This window comes from Bradyrhizobium sp. HKCCYLRH3097, from assembly GCF_051167875.1.
GTDB lineage: Bacteria > Pseudomonadota > Alphaproteobacteria > Rhizobiales > Xanthobacteraceae > Bradyrhizobium.
Map to the genome: position 1 here is coordinate 75,468 of NZ_JBNPTX010000007.1, position 14,760 is coordinate 90,227.

The window sequence follows — 14,760 nt, forward strand, 5'->3', positions numbered from 1 at the left end:
AGAGCAGTTGATGAGCGCACAAGCGAGCGTTCCGCGGTTCACCGTCATCACACTCGGTGTATCCGAGATGCGGCGGAGCATCGCCTTCTATACGTCGCTCGGCTTCGCCCGAAAATTCCGCGCGACCGGAGAGGCCGTGGCATTCTTCGAGACCGGCGGGACGGTGCTGGCGCTGTACCCGTGGGGCGCGCTCGCCGATGATGCGGGCGTGCCGGACGCACCGCGCCCCCAGGCATTCCGCGGCGTGACGCTGGCATGGAACTGCCGCTCGGAGGCCGAGGTCGATGCGGCGCTCGCGTCGGCGGTGGAGAAAGGCGCGATGCTGCTGAAGCCGGCGCAACGAACCGACTATGGCGGTTACAGCGGCTACTTCTCCGATCCGGACGGTCATGTCTGGGAAGTGGTGATCGCGCCGGGGATTGATGTCGGCAAGGATGATCGAGTGCATCTGCCGGCGTAGTCGGTCGCGGGCAAGGGGCGAATAGCGGGGAATGAGGTCCGTTCGGGGTTGCGCCGCCGCGGGCCGTTTCGCACCATGCCCGCCATGATTCGCGACCAATCGAAAAAGCCGGGCAGGGCGAAGGCGACGAGCGGCGCCGTGGCGAAGAGCGCACCTGCAAAGGCCGCAACCAAGCCTGTTGCCACGAATGCTGCCGGCAGGTCGGCCGCCAAGCTCGGCAAGGGCGTCATCGCGGTGGCGCCGCCGAGCTTCCGGCGGGAGCGAGCGCTGCTCAAGCAGGGCATCTGGCCGGTCGCCGGTTGCGACGAGGCGGGACGGGGGCCGCTGGCCGGTCCGGTGGTCGCCGCGGCCGTGATTCTCGATCCCGCGCGCATCCCGAAAGGCCTCGATGACTCCAAGCGGCTGAGCGCGGAGCAGCGCGAGGCGCTGTTCGACAAGATCTGCAAGACGTCGGCGTTCGCGGTGGCTGTCGCCTCGCCGGCGCGAATCGATCGCGACAACATCCTGCGGGCCTCGCTGTGGGCGCTGTCGCGCGCCGTGAGGGCGTTGCCCGAGGCGCCGAAGCACGTCTTCGTCGACGGCCGCGACCGCATCGACGTCGATTGCGGCTGCGAGGCGGTGATCGGCGGCGATGGCCTGGTGATGTCGATTGCGGCCGCCTCGATCGTCGCCAAGGTCACGCGCGACCGGCTGATGTGCGCGCTGGCGCAGGATTGCCCCGGCTACGGCTTCGAGCAGCACAAGGGGTATGCCGTGCCGGAGCACCTCGCTGCGCTGGACCGGCTCGGACCGTCGGTGCATCATCGCAGCCTGTTCGCACCCGTCGTGGCCGCACGGCGCAAGCACCAGCCGTGGACCGACGTCCCGGAGCCGGATTTGTTTGCCGAGGTGACCGTGGTGACATCCACCGAAATCTCGGTCGGGGTCTGATGCAGGTTGCCTCGCGGTCGCCGCGGTCTTAATAGTTTTGGTCAGCCAGCCAGCACGAAGTGTCACTCCTCGCAGCAGGGGCGGTGTTGTGCGCCCCGATCGTACGGTATCGATTGCGGGCGTCGGACAGCGAGGCTGCTGCGGATGAGCGACGGTCCTGCCGGCCTCCTCGACGTCCTCAGCGATTCAGCCAAGCGATCCAGCCGTTCATGCGTTTCACGTCCCTGGTTGTCGAACTGATCCGCGCAAGGCCGCGGCTGGTCGTCGTCATCGTGGTGCTGTGCCAGGCCCTGATGTGGCTCGGCGTGGCCATGCTGTTCTATCGCAGCCCGCCCGGCCAGCTTGCCACCACCATCGCGTTCGGACGCGAGTACCAGGTCGGCACCGATCTCGGGCCGCCGCTGTCGTTCTGGCTGTCGGACGTCGCCTATCGCCTTGCCGGCCATCATCTGCTCGGCGTCTACGTGCTGGCTGTACTGTGCTCGGCGCTCAGTCTGTGGGTGATGTATCTCCTGGCGGGGGCGATCGTCGGCGGCCAGCAGGCGGTGCTTGCCGTGCTGCTGACCATGACCATCACCGCGTTCGGTGCGCCCACGCTGGAATTCGGTCCGGAGGTGCTGGCGCGTCCGCTCTGGGCGCTGCTGCTGCTGCATAGCTGGCGGATTCTCGGCGAGGGCCGGCGCAACGCCTGGTTTGCCTGGTCGATCGAGGCCGGCCTGCTGCTGCTGACCACGCCGGCCGCCGCCGGCCTGCTGCTGCTGATCGCGGGCTTCGTGGTCTCGACCGCGCAGGGCCGCCGCGTTCTGCGCTCGTTCGATCCGCTGTTCGCGCTGCTCGTGGTGGTGGCGCTGGCGCTGCCTTATCTCATCTTCGTGCTGCGTTCCGACAGTGTAGGCTTACCGGCGCTGCCCGTTCTCGCCGAGCTCTCGGCGCGCGCCTGGCATTGGCTCGCGCTGGCGGGGGAGCTGCTGCTGGCGATCTCGGCCGTGCTGCTGCTGGTGCTGCTCGACGCCGGCTGGATCAATCGCGGCGAGACCGATGCGCCGATCATCTATCGCCGCTCGGTGCCGCCGCTCGCGCGCGACTTCGTCTATTGCTTCGCGATTGCACCGGCGCTGGCCGGCAGTCTGATCGCCGGCCTGTTCGGCCTCTCGACCGTGTTCGGCGGCACTGCCGTGACCCTGACCATGGTCGGCCTTGCCCTGGTGGTCGCGTCGGGTGATCTGATCTATCTGCGGCGGCAGCGGCTGCTGCGCCTGGTCTGGGCGGTTGCGATCGCCGCGCCCGCCATCCTCGCGGCGGGCAGCGCTGTGGTGCTGCCGTTGCTCGGCGACCGCGAGGTCGCGACGGCGATGCCGGCCCGCGACATCTCTCGTTTCTTCGTCGAGAGTTTTGAGCGCCGTACCAACCAGCCGCTGCAGGCGGTCGCCGGCGATCCGCAACTCGCCAGCCTGGTCGCGCTCGGCCGCCGCCGCGCGCATCTGTTCCTCGATGCCACCCCGCAGCGGACGCCCTGGGTCACGCCGGCCAAATTCGCCGAGAGTGGCGGCGTCGTGGTATGGCGCGCCTCCGACACGGTCGGCACCCCACCGCCGGAGATCGCCCAGCGCTTTCCTGGGCTGGTGCCGGAGGTGCCGCGCAGCTTCGACTGGCTGATCAATGGCCGCCAGCCGGTGCTGCGCATCGGCTGGGCCATCGTGCGGCCGAAGGGACCGTAGCGCTTTCCATAAGCCGTCATTGCGCGGAGCGAAGCGACGAAGCAATCCAGAGGCTTGGGCGGGATTCTGGATTGCTTCGCTTCGCTCGCAATGACGCGGAGGGCGTTCGGCTCAGACCGCCATCACCTTCGCGATCGCGCGCAAATCCTGCCATGACAGCCGCTTGTAGGACGGCGAGCGCAACAGATAGGCCGGATGGAAGGTGGCGATCGCGCGGATGGTGCGCTTGCCGGTGTCGTAGTCGCGCCATTTGCCGCGCGTGCGCATGATGCCCTCGGTGGTGCCGAGCAGCGCCTGCGTCGACGGGTTGCCGAGCGTCACCAGCACGTCGGGATCGACCAGCTCGATCTGGCGGCGGATGAACGGCAGGCAGATCTGCGTCTCCTGCGGCGTCGGCGTCCGGTTGCCGGGCGGGCGCCAGGGAATGACGTTGGCGATGTAGACCTTGCTGCGGTCGAGCCCGATCGCGCCGATCATGCGGTCCAGCAGCTTGCCGGAGCGGCCGACGAATGGCAGGCCCTCGATGTCCTCGTCGCGGCCGGGCGCCTCGCCGACCAGCATGATGCGCGCCTGCGGATTGCCGTCGGCGAACACCAGTCGCGACGCCGTCTGCTTCAGTGCGCAACCGTCGAAAGTCTCCAGGAGCTCGCGCAGCGCCTCCAGGGTCGGCGCTGTCAGCGCCGCCTCGCGGGCCGAGGCGACGGCCGCTTCCGGCGGAGGCGGCGGTTCGCCGCGCGGCGCAATGATCGCCGGCGCGGATAGCCGGCCGGCTTGCGGCGCCGCCGCCGGACGGGCGGCAGGAGCGGCAGGGGATGCGGCCTCAGGCTCCACCAGCCGGTTGATCGGCTCGTCGGCCAAGGCGCAATCGACCCCGGCCTCCAGATAGAAGGCGAGCAGTTGGCGGACGTCGGGGAGGGGCTCGGGGGTCATCATGATCGATCGTGGCAACAATGTACGCCGCCTCGGCGCATGGCGGAATGCATTTCGGTGGTTGTCCTGCCCCGAAAAATCGGAAACAAGAGCTTGGAATAACCCAAAAAAGGGACGGAACGCCCTAGTGTTCCGGCGCCAGCGTTCGCTCCCCCTCAGGACCAGCCCATCAGCGAACCGCCGGCGCCTCCAGGAACTCTAGTTAAGTCATTGTTGCTGTTGCAGCTCCGGGTTTGACCTTTGCACGCGCCAGGGGGATGCAAAGGTCAAATCCACTGCACCGGCCGGGCCTGAGATTGAGAGACATGAGCACCGAAGAGTTACCTCCGCGCGAATCCATGGAGTTCGACGTCGTCATCGTGGGCGCCGGCCCCTCGGGCCTGACTGCCGCGATCCGGCTGAAGCAGCTCAATGCCGACCTCAACATCGTCGTGGTCGAGAAGGGCTCCGAGGTCGGCGCGCACATTTTGTCTGGTGCGGTGATCGATCCGGCGGCGCTGGACAAGCTCATCCCCGACTGGCGGTCGGACGAGGATTGCCCGCTGAAGACCCAGGTCAAGGTCGACAAGTTCTTCTGGATGACCGAGAGCAGCGCGATCTCGCTGCCGGGCTTCGCGATGCCGCCCTTGATGGACAACCATCATTGCTACATCGGCTCGCTCGGAAATGTCTGCCGCTGGCTGTCGCGCAAGGCCGAGGCGCTCGGCGTCGAGATCTATCCGGGCTTCGCGGCCACCGAGGTGCTGTATGACGAGCAGGGCGCGGTGCGCGGCATCGCCACCGGCGACATGGGCATCGGCAAGGACGGCAAGCCGAAAGCCTCGTTCACGCGCGGCATGGAGCTGCTCGGCAAGTACACGCTGTTCGCCGAGGGCGCGCGCGGCAGCCTGTCCAAGCAGCTGATTTCGAAGTTCGCATTGGACGCCAAGAGCGAGCCGGCGAAGTTCGGCATCGGCCTCAAGGAAGTCTGGCAGATCGATCCGGCCAAGCACCAGAAGGGCCTGATCCAGCACTCGTTCGGCTGGCCGCTCGACATGAAGACCGGCGGCGGCTCGTTCCTGTATCACTACGACGACAACCTCGTTGCGGTCGGCTTCGTCGTCCACCTGAACTACGATGATCCTTATCTGTCGCCGTTCGAGGAATTCCAGCGCTTCAAGACCCATCCCTCGATCCGCGGCGTGTTAGAGGGTGGCAAGCGGCTAGCCTACGGCGCGCGCGCGATCACCGAGGGCGGCTACCAGTCGGTGCCGCGGCTGTCGTTCGCCGGCGGCGCGCTGATCGGCTGCGCCGCGGGCTTCGTCAACGTGCCGCGCATCAAGGGCGTGCACAACGCGATGGGCAGCGCGATGCTCGCGGCCGAGCACGTCAATGCCGCGCTCGCATCCGGCCGTGCCAATGACGAGATGGTCAGTTACGAGAACGCCTGGCGCGGCTCGCCAGTCGGCGAGGATCTGTTCAAGGTTCGCAACGTCAAGCCGCTATGGTCGAAGTTCGGCACGGTGCTCGGCGTCGCGCTCGGCGGCTTCGACATGTGGTGCAACACGCTCGGTTTCTCGTTGTTTGGCACCCAGTCGCACGTCAAGCCCGATCGCGCCACGCTCGATCCCGCCAAGGCGCACAAGCCGAAGCCGGCGATGAAGCCGGACGGTAAGTTGACCTTCGACCGGCTGTCCTCGGTATTCCTGTCGAACACCAATCACGAGGAAGACCAGCCGGTGCATCTGAAGGTCGCCGACATGGCGCTGCAGAAGAGCTCCGAGCACGACGTCTATGCCGGGCCGTCCAACCGCTATTGCCCGGCGGGCGTCTACGAATGGGTCGAGGAGGGCACCAGCCCGCGCTTCGTGATCAACGCGCAGAACTGCGTCCACTGCAAGACCTGCGACGTCAAGGATCCCAACGGCAACATCACCTGGGTTCCTCCGGAAGGCGGCGGTGGGCCGAACTACGAGGCGATGTAGCCTCGTATAACGCACGATTGCGTGAGTCGGCTGCTCCGGGGAGGGCAGCCGGCCACGATACGGCCATACTGGCGCGGTTTGACGCAGGTCACCTTCGCCAAAGGGGCTCCCGGCTGACCCGAATATCCTGCAGATCCTTGCGGTTGGCCGCCAAACGCGGCATTGTCGGCGCCTTGAAGAGCTGCCGATCGGGTTCGTGTCCGTACCGATCCGTCATTTCCAACAACCAGAGCGCACCGTGATGTTGTCAATTCGCAATCGCTGGACCGCAATTGCCGTTTCTGCCTTGCTGATCCCCGGTGCCGTCCTGGCCCAGACGCCGGATCATCCTGCGGACAACGCCGCAAAATTTCCGACCGGCGTCGATCTGAAGTCGCTCACCACGTCGGGCAGCTATCTGGCGGCCCGCCACGCCAGCGTCGAGCGCGACGCGGCCTCGGCGGCGGCGTTCTACCGCTCGGCGCTACGCAGCGACCCGAAGAACAACGAGCTGCTCGATCGTGCCTTCATCTCCTCGGTCGCCGATGGCGACATCGACGAGGCCGTGAAGCTGGCCGAGCGCGTGCTCACTATCGACAAGTCCAACCGCATCGCGCGTCTCGTGGTCGGCGTGCAGGACATCAAGCAGAAGAAATACGCTGCCGCCCAGACCAACATCAACCAGTCGGTGCGCGGGCCGATCACCGATCTCGTCGCCACCTTGCTGTCGGCGTGGGCCGCGGCGGGCGCGGGCGATTCGAAGGCCGCCGTCGCCAATATCGACAAGCTGACCGGTCCCGAATGGTATCCGCTGTTCAAGGATCTTCATGCCGGAATGATCCTGGAGCTGGCCGGCAAGGAGAAGGACGCCGGCACGCGGTTCGAGCGCGCCTACAAGCTCGACGATTCGATGCTGCGCATCACCGAGGCCTATGCGCATTGGCTGTCGCGCAACAAGGATGCGGCGGCGGCGACCGCGATCTATGAAGCCTTCGACAAGAAGCTCGCGCGCCATCCGCTGGTGCAGGAGGGCCTGCGCGAGACCAAGGCCGGCAGGAAGCTGCCGCCGCTGGTCGATTCGGCCCAGGCCGGCGCCGCCGAGGCGCTGTACGGCATCGGCGCCACGTTGAGTCGCCGCGGCGGCGAGGATCTGGCGCTGGTCTATCTGCAGCTCGCGCTGCACCTGCAGCCGAATCATCCGCTGGCGCTGCTGTCACTCGCCGATCTCTACGAGACGGTGAAGAAGCCGCAGATGGCGATCAAGGTCTATGAGCGGGTGCCGGCGAGCTCGCCGCTGAAGCGCAATGCGCAGATCCAGCTGGCGACCGATCTCGACAGCGCCGACCGCAGCGACGAGGCGATCAAGATCCTCAAGGACGTGATTGCCCAGGATCCGAAGGACCTGGAGGCGATCATGGCGCTCGGCAACATCGAGCGCGGCCGCAAGAAGTTCGCCGATTGCGCCAAGACCTATTCGCTCGGCGTCGATTCGCTGCCCGCCAACAACGACAAGGCCAACAGCGTCTATTACTATTATCGCGGTATCTGTCTGGAGCGCTCCAAGCAGTGGCCGAAGGCCGAGGCCGACATGCGCAAGGCGCTCGAGCTGCAGCCCGACCAGCCGCACGTGCTGAACTATCTCGGCTATTCGTGGATCGACCAGGGCGTCAATCTCGACGAAGGCATGAAGATGATCAAGCGCGCGGTCGAGCAGCGCCCGGACGACGGCTACATCGTCGATTCGCTCGGCTGGGCCTATTTCCGCATCGGTAACTACGAAGAGGCGGTGAAGAACCTCGAGCGCGCGATCGACCTCAAGCCCGAGGATCCGACCATCAACGACCATCTCGGCGACGCCTATTGGAAGATCGGCCGCAAGCTGGAAGCCAAGTTCCAGTGGGCTCATGCCCGCGACCTGAAGCCCGAGGCCGAGGAGCTGCCGAAGATCGAGGCCAAGATCCAGAACGGCCTGACCGACGATCCAGCGCCGGCCGCGGCGAGCAACGACAGCAAGGACACGCCGTCCGACGCCAAGAAGGACGACGGCAAGGGCGGCTAGGTCGCCCTGATCACGAGGTGAGAGCCATCACGGGCTCCTCGGCTTGCCGGGGAGCCCGGATGATTTTGATGAAGCGTGTGGCGGTGCCGGCCACGTTCGTTTCGGCCGCTGGCCGAGCGCGATACCGGATCCGCCACCGAACATGCTGGGGGCATTGCGCCGATGTTGGCGTCCACGGTCACCGGTGCGCTGCAGGAGCAGGGGCGCGCCAAGGTCAATCTGACCCTGCGGGTCGTCGGCCGCAGGGTCGACGGCTACCATGATCTCGAAAGCGTCGTTGCTTTCGCCGACTGCGCGGACCAGCTTACGCTGGTGCCGGGCCCGGAGCTGAGGCTGACGACAACCGGGCCGCTCGCGGAGGCCTGCGGCGAGACCACGGACAATCTGGTGCTGAAGGCGGCGCGGCTGCTTGCGGAGGCCGTTCCGGGCCTGAAGCTTGGCGCCTTCACGCTGGAGAAGGTGCTGCCGGTCGCCGCCGGCATCGGCGGCGGCTCGGCCGATGCCGCAGCGGCGCTGCGGCTGCTGGCGAAGCTGAATGGCCTGTCGCTGGACGACCCGCGCCTCACTGCGGTCGCCTTGAAGACCGGCGCCGACGTGCCGGTTTGCGTGCCCTCGCGCGCCTGCACCATGACCGGCGTCGGCGAGAACCTGCAGCCGCTCGCGCTTCCCGTCCTGCCCTGCGTGATGATCAATCCGCGCGTGCCGGTGGCGACCAAGGACGTGTTCCAGGCGCTCGGCCTCAAGCCGGGCGATCTGCTGGTCGGCGTGACGGATGTTCTCACGGCGCCGTCCTGGCCTGGTGCCGGAGCGTCGGTCAGCGACTGGATCGAGACGCTGAGCCAGGTGCGCAACGATCTCGAGCCGCCGGCGCTTAAAGTGCAGCCTGTCATCGGCACCGTGCTCGACGCTCTCCGTGCGAGCGCCGGCGTGCTGCTGGCACGCATGTCCGGCTCTGGCGCCACATGCTTTGCGATCTACGGCAGCGAGGTCGAGGCGAAGGCCGCCGGCGCAGAGATCGCCGTCGCGCACCCCGAATGGTGGGTGCATGCGGGGACGTTGAGTTAGTCGTAACTACTTACTAGCGGCGAGCGGCTTCCCGATACAGCGCCCTCTTCCCTTGTGGGAGAGGGCATCGCCGGCTCATCCACGTACTGGGTTGGGTGAGGGGCATCTGTCCGCGGACGCCGCGCTTGCTGAGGCATACCCCTCACCCAAGCGAGCTTGTTGCTCTGTCCTGCATGCTCTCTCCCACAAGGGGCGAGGGCGCATTAATGCACACCGCCTGCGCCGGGGCATGACATCACGAAGGGCAGGCCCAGGTTCGCCAACTAATGCGACCTGGCCAAACAGAACGCCACCACCTGCTCGAGCGCGGTCTTCATCGGTGACGCCGGAAACAGCGCCAGCGCGTCGACGGCCATGGCGCCGTAGTGATGCGCGCGGCTGATCGTGTCCTCCAAGGCGCGATGCTTGTTCATCAGCCCGATTGCATGGTCGAGATCGTAATCGCTGATCTCGCCGCGCTCCAGCGCCTTGATCCAGAAGGCACGCTCGCTGTCGCTGCCGCGGCGGAACGCCAGCACCACCGGCAGCGTGATCTTGCCCTCGCGGAAATCGTCGCCGACATTCTTTCCGAGCTTCGCGGCCTTGCCGCCATAGTCGAGCACGTCGTCGACGAGCTGGAAGGCGATGCCGAGATTCATGCCGAAGGACCGCGAGGCGGTCTGCTCGGCCTTGGGCCGATCGGCGAGCACCGGCCCGACCTCGCAGGCCGCGGCGAACAGCTCGGCGGTCTTGCCGCGGATCACGGCGAGATATTCGTCCTCGGTGGTTGCGGTGTTCTTGGCGGCGGCAAGCTGCATCACCTCGCCCTCGGCAATCGTGGCGGCGGCGGCCGAGAGAATGTCGAGCGCGCGCAGCGAGCCGACCTCGACCATCATGCGGAACGCCTGGCCGAGCAGGAAGTCACCGACCAGCACGCTGGCCTCGTTGCCCCACAGCATGCGCGCCGACAATTTGCCGCGGCGCATTTCGCTCTCGTCAACCACGTCGTCATGGAGCAGCGTCGCCGTGTGCATGAACTCGACGGCCGCGGCGAGCTTGACGTGACCGTCGCCGGTGTAGTCGGTGAGATGCGCCATCGCCAGCGTCAGCATCGGCCGCAACCGCTTGCCGCCGGAGGAGATCAGGTGGTTTGCGACCTCCGGGATCATCGTGACGTCCGAGCCGGTGCGCGACAAAATCGTAGCGTTGACCCGTTCCATGTCGGCTGCGACCAGCGCGACCAGCCCATCGATGGAGGCTCCCGATGGACTCTCGAAAGGTACGATAACCGCCACTCTGGTCTCCGATTTTGCTATGCTCGAAACGACAATAGAAACTGCGGCCGCAGGCGGCAAGGGCAGACACGGAACCTTGACCCAAGCCTTCTTGACCAAGCCTTCTTGACCCAAGCCCTTCTTGACCCAAGCCCGCATGGAGACATAACGATTGAAGGAATTGGTTCGGACCAATGATATCGTGCTGGTTTCGGCGATCGGGGCACTGCTCGACGGCGCCGACATCCATCACCTCGTGCTCGATCAGAACATGAGCATCATCGAGGGCTCGCTCGGCATCCTGCCGCGCCGGATCCTCGTGCATGAGGACGACAATCTCCAGGCCCGGCGGCTTCTCACCGACGCCGGTCTGGCGCATGAACTGCGCCCTGATGAGTGACGCTGTCGACATCTCCGAGGACGCCGTGCTCGGCGGCCAATTGCGGCTGCGGCAGCCCACGACTGGCCATCGCGCCGGCCACGACGCAATCCTGCTGGCGGCGGCGACGGCCGCGCGTTCGGGCGAGCGCGTGGTCGATCTCGGTGCCGGCGTGGGGACGGCCGGGCTGGCCTTGGCCCGGCGCGTGGGCGGTCTCGGCTTGACGCTGGTCGAGCGCGAGCCGGATCTGGCGCGCCTCGCGCGCGACAACGCACGCGCCAATGCCTTGCCCGCGGAGGTCGTGGTGCTGGACGTCGCCGCGGACGCGGCCGCTTTCGCGGCCGCAGGGCTCGGGCCCGACAGTGTCGACGTCGTGCTGATGAATCCGCCGTTCCACGATGCCGCGCGTCACCGTGCCTCGCCCGACGCCGCGCGCGCGACCGCGCACATGGCAACGGCGACGACGTTGGAGATCTGGACGCATGCCGCGCGGCGGATGCTGAAATCCGGTGGCGTGCTGACCTTGATCTGGCGGGCCGATGGTTTGAGCGAGGTTGTCGCGGCGCTGGCGCGCGGCTTCGGCAGTCTTGCCGTTCAACCGGTTCACGGCCAGGCGGGCAAGCCGGCGATCCGTATCCTGGTCAGGGCCGTTAAGGGAGGGCGGGCGCCGACCCAGCTTCTCGCCGGAGTGGTGCTGAATGAGGCGGCAGGCGTGCCGAATGACGAGGCCGTGCGGGTGCTGTCGGGGCAGGGGGCGCTGGCCTTGAGCACCCCCTGAACGGTTGATCGTGGTCGGGCGTTATTGCGTCTGAGCTTCGGACTGGCGTTCGGTTACCGTCGTGAAACGGATCGCAGTCAATAGAGTACCGATCAGCAGCATCAACAGGTAGACCTTCATGTATTCCTCCGCCGCACTCTGCACCTTGGCTCGCCGTGCGATTGCCCAGGAGATTGCAAGGCTCGTTCCAGCCCTTTGAATGGCAGCGGCGCGATAAAAAGTGGTTAATCCGAGGTAACAGGATGGTGGACAATTTGACACAACCCAGCGATGCAGCCGGGCTCTTCGATCGGCTGAAGGCGCTGCTTCCGGCGCGGCTGCGCGGCGTACCGGTGGTGCCGGTCGTCCGCCTGTCCGGCGTGATCGGCGCGGTGACGCCGCTGCGGCCGGGCCTGACACTTGCGGGCGTCGCCAAGGTGCTGGAGCGCGCCTTCTCCATGCGCAACGCCAAGGCCGTGGCGCTGGTGATCAATTCGCCCGGCGGCTCGCCGGTGCAGTCGCGCCAGATCTACTTGCGCATCCGCCAGCTCGCGGCGGAGAAGAAGCTGCCGGTGCTCGTGTTCGTCGAGGATGTGGCGGCCTCCGGCGGCTACATGATCGCCTGCGCCGGCGACGAGATCTTCTGCGATCCGTCCTCGATCCTCGGTTCGATCGGCGTGGTCGGCGGCTCGTTCGGGCTGCAGGACCTGATCAAGAAGATCGGCATCGAGCGCCGGCTGTATACGGCCGGCGAGCACAAGGCGATGCTCGATCCGTTCCTGCCGGAGAATCCCGACGACGTGGCGCGGCTGAAGAAGATCCAGCGCGAGATCCACGCGCTGTTCATCTCGCTGGTCAAGGAGAGCCGCGCGACCCGGCTGAAGGGCGCCGACGATGTGCTGTTCACCGGCGAGTACTGGGCCGGCGACAGCGCCGTCACGCTGGGGCTGGCGGACGCCGTGGGCGACCTGCGCGCTGTGCTGCGCGCCCGTTTCGGCGACAAGGTCGCAATGCCTGTCGTGGCGCCGGCGGCCGGCCTGTTGTCGGGTCTGCTCGGACGGCGTGCGGCCGGCGCGGGCAGCTTGGGATTCGGCTGGACGGGGCTGGCCGAGGAGGTGATCTCCGCGGCCGAAACCCGCGCGATCTGGGCCCGTTTCGGGTTTTAGACTGGGAGCGCGCCATTTCGCCCCTCGCAATCCGGATTGCGGGGGGAACCGGGATCGGCGACAATGGGATTCGGGGTGGCTCTGTTCATGAACGAGGATCGACCAATGCCGCCGTTCGTTGCTTTCGCGGGTATGCTGGGCGGGCTTGCCGTGGTTCGCTGGGCCTACAAGGCCGCGCAGAAGATCAACCGCGAGCTCGAAGAGGCGCGGCTGTCACGCGTCGCCGAGGCCGCACAGGCGGCCGAGATCAAGACTCTGCGCCGCGATCCCGTCACCGGCGCCTACCGGCCGGGCTGACACGCTTCACCGACCTTCGAGCGAAGGGACGCCGCCGTCGTTTCGAGGCCCCTATTGCCTTGATTCCTGATGGCCCCGCCGATACGGTCCGCGCGCTTTTCCGACGCCTGCGAAAGACCGATATCGACGATGGACTCGCTGCCCCCGCACATGCGCCCCGAACGTTCGTTCCAGGGCTTCATCCTGGCCCTGCAACGGTTCTGGGCCGAGCAGGGCTGCGTGATCCTGCAGCCCTACGACATGGAGATGGGCGCCGGCACCTTCCACCCGGCGACGACCTTGCGCGCGCTCGGGCCGAAGCCGTGGAATGCCGCCTACGTGCAGCCGTCGCGGCGGCCGAAGGACGGCCGCTACGGCGAGAACCCCAACCGGATGCAGCACTACTACCAGTTCCAGGTGATCATGAAGCCATCGCCGCCGAACCTTCAGGAGCTGTACCTGAAGTCGCTCGGCGCGATCGGCATCGACGCCGCCGTGCACGACATCCGTTTCGTCGAGGACGATTGGGAGAGCCCGACCCTCGGCGCGTGGGGGCTCGGCTGGGAGTGCTGGTGCGACGGCATGGAGGTGTCGCAGTTCACGTATTTCCAGCAGGTCGCGGGCTTCGAATGCGCGCCGGTCGCGGGCGAGCTCACCTACGGCCTCGAGCGCCTGGCGATGTACGTCCAGGGCGTCGACCGCGTCTATGACCTCAACTTCAACGGCCGCGACGGCGACGCCAAGGTCACCTATGGCGACGTCTTCCTGCAGGCCGAGCAGGAATTTTCCCGGCACAATTTCGAGCATGCCGACACCGACATGCTGTTCGAGCAGTTCAAGATGGCCGAGGGCGCGTGCCGCAAATATCTCGCCGCCGGCTGGCAAGAAAATTCAAAGCTGGGCAACCGCCGGGAGCATCAGATGGCGCTGCCGGCCTACGACCAGTGCATCAAGGCCAGCCACGTCTTCAACCTGCTCGACGCGCGCGGCGTCATCTCGGTCACCGAGCGCCAGAGCTACATCCTGCGCGTCCGCGAGCTCGCCAAGGCCTGCGGCGAGGCCTGGCTGCATACGGAGGCCGGCGGGGCGGGAGTTTGAGTCAATATCGACGCGGGAAGTGACTCTTCGACCCTCCCCTGGAGGGGGAGGGTCGGCACGCGATCGAGCGAAGCGAGATGCGTGCCGGGGTGGGGTGATCTCTCGGCTCGGGCACTGTTGATGATGGATAGACTGTCACCCCACCCCGATTGCTCATGCTTGCGCATGAGCAATCGACCCTCCCCCTCCAGGGGAGGGTGGGCCCTGTGCTCGTGGCTGGATGACATGATCATCCTCCTCTGGAGGGGGAGGGGCGCTCGCGAAGCGAGCGGGGTGGGGTGAAGGTGCCAGATGGGCAAACGGCCGATCAGCGACTTCAAACGCCGAACCGCGAAACGGCTGCGCGAAAACACGACGGCGGCCGAAGACATTCTGTGGCGTCACCTGCGGCGCCTCGAGATCGAAGGGACCCATTTCAGACGACAGGTCGTCATCGGTCCCTACGTTGCAGATTTTGCCTGCCTGGCTCGTCGCCTCATCATCGAGGTGGACGGCTCGCAGCACGGAGAGGATGCGAACATCCAGCGCGACGAGGCCCGGACGCGCTGGCTCAACTCGGAAGGCTATCGCGTTTTGCGATTTTGGAACAACGACGTTATGACCAGGACTGAGGCGGTGCTCGAAGCCATTCACACGGAGATCGCGGTCACCCCACCCCGCCTGCCCTTGGCAGGCGACCCTCCCCCTCCAGGGGAGGGTGGTTCTTCGTGCAGAGAGACTTGAGAT

The 14,760-nt window shown here is 66.6% G+C and carries 14 protein-coding genes; 12 read left to right on the forward strand and 2 right to left on the reverse strand.

Annotated features, from left to right (window positions below; translation table 11 throughout):
• Positions 1-10 precede the first annotated feature (10 nt).
• From ACQR0U_RS18370 to ACQR0U_RS18380, 3 genes are all read left to right on the forward strand, one after another.
• Positions 11-460 (forward strand): VOC family protein, encoded by a 450-nt coding sequence (locus tag ACQR0U_RS18370; protein ID WP_316167472.1) that lies wholly within the window; start codon positions 11-13, stop codon positions 458-460.
• 75 nt (positions 461-535) lie between these two features.
• On the forward strand, positions 536-1,390 hold the full coding sequence (locus ACQR0U_RS18375; RefSeq protein WP_315826968.1) for a ribonuclease HII: 855 nt from the start codon (positions 536-538) through the stop codon (positions 1,388-1,390).
• Positions 1,391-1,599: 209 nt separating this feature from the next.
• Positions 1,600-3,108: a glycosyltransferase family 39 protein gene (locus ACQR0U_RS18380; protein WP_434872207.1), complete on the forward strand. Its 1,509-nt coding sequence runs from the start codon at positions 1,600-1,602 to the stop codon at positions 3,106-3,108.
• A gap of 111 nt (positions 3,109-3,219) precedes the next feature.
• Here ACQR0U_RS18380 and ACQR0U_RS18385 read toward each other — a convergent pair whose 3' ends face one another.
• On the reverse strand, positions 3,220-4,038 hold the full coding sequence (locus ACQR0U_RS18385; RefSeq protein WP_316167476.1) for a uracil-DNA glycosylase: 819 nt from the start codon (positions 4,036-4,038) through the stop codon (positions 3,220-3,222).
• Positions 4,039-4,343: 305 nt separating this feature from the next.
• Between ACQR0U_RS18385 and ACQR0U_RS18390 the strand changes: the two genes are divergently transcribed.
• The 3 genes from ACQR0U_RS18390 to ACQR0U_RS18400 all read left to right on the forward strand — a co-directional run bounded on the left by ACQR0U_RS18390 (position 4,344) and on the right by ACQR0U_RS18400 (position 9,105).
• A complete protein-coding gene (locus tag ACQR0U_RS18390; RefSeq protein ID WP_434844180.1) occupies positions 4,344-6,002 on the forward strand; it encodes an electron transfer flavoprotein-ubiquinone oxidoreductase in 1,659 nt (552 codons plus the stop codon).
• Between the two features lie 241 nt (positions 6,003-6,243).
• On the forward strand, positions 6,244-8,040 hold the full coding sequence (locus ACQR0U_RS18395) for a tetratricopeptide repeat protein (RefSeq protein WP_315717245.1): 1,797 nt from the start codon (positions 6,244-6,246) through the stop codon (positions 8,038-8,040).
• A 162-nt stretch (positions 8,041-8,202) separates the two neighbouring features.
• Complete coding sequence (locus tag ACQR0U_RS18400) at positions 8,203-9,105, forward strand: 4-(cytidine 5'-diphospho)-2-C-methyl-D-erythritol kinase (protein ID WP_434844181.1); 903 nt, start codon at positions 8,203-8,205, stop codon at positions 9,103-9,105.
• Between the two features lie 263 nt (positions 9,106-9,368).
• Here the strand turns inward: ACQR0U_RS18400 and ACQR0U_RS18405 are convergent, their stop codons facing one another.
• A complete protein-coding gene (locus ACQR0U_RS18405) occupies positions 9,369-10,379 on the reverse strand; it encodes a polyprenyl synthetase family protein (RefSeq protein ID WP_434844182.1) in 1,011 nt (336 codons plus the stop codon).
• A gap of 151 nt (positions 10,380-10,530) precedes the next feature.
• Here ACQR0U_RS18405 and ACQR0U_RS18410 point away from each other — a divergent pair, with 151 nt between their 5' ends.
• The 6 genes from ACQR0U_RS18410 (at position 10,531) to ACQR0U_RS18435 (ending at position 14,757) form a co-directional block, all read left to right on the forward strand.
• Complete coding sequence (locus ACQR0U_RS18410) at positions 10,531-10,758, forward strand: DUF2007 domain-containing protein (RefSeq protein ID WP_006613556.1); 228 nt, start codon at positions 10,531-10,533, stop codon at positions 10,756-10,758.
• A complete protein-coding gene (locus ACQR0U_RS18415; RefSeq protein WP_316193411.1) occupies positions 10,751-11,515 on the forward strand; it encodes a tRNA1(Val) (adenine(37)-N6)-methyltransferase in 765 nt (254 codons plus the stop codon). The genes ACQR0U_RS18410 and ACQR0U_RS18415 overlap by 8 nt, the downstream gene beginning before the upstream one ends.
• A gap of 242 nt (positions 11,516-11,757) precedes the next feature.
• A complete protein-coding gene (locus ACQR0U_RS18420; protein ID WP_434844183.1) occupies positions 11,758-12,660 on the forward strand; it encodes a S49 family peptidase in 903 nt (300 codons plus the stop codon).
• 105 nt (positions 12,661-12,765) lie between these two features.
• Positions 12,766-12,957 (forward strand): hypothetical protein, encoded by a 192-nt coding sequence (locus tag ACQR0U_RS18425; RefSeq protein WP_315717238.1) that lies wholly within the window; start codon positions 12,766-12,768, stop codon positions 12,955-12,957.
• Between the two features lie 129 nt (positions 12,958-13,086).
• Positions 13,087-14,034, forward strand: a complete 948-nt coding sequence (locus tag ACQR0U_RS18430; RefSeq protein WP_434844184.1) for a glycine--tRNA ligase subunit alpha — start codon at positions 13,087-13,089, stop codon at positions 14,032-14,034.
• A gap of 291 nt (positions 14,035-14,325) precedes the next feature.
• Positions 14,326-14,757, forward strand: coding sequence for an endonuclease domain-containing protein (locus ACQR0U_RS18435; protein ID WP_315826963.1), 432 nt, complete (start codon positions 14,326-14,328; stop codon positions 14,755-14,757).
• Positions 14,758-14,760: the final 3 nt, after the last annotated feature.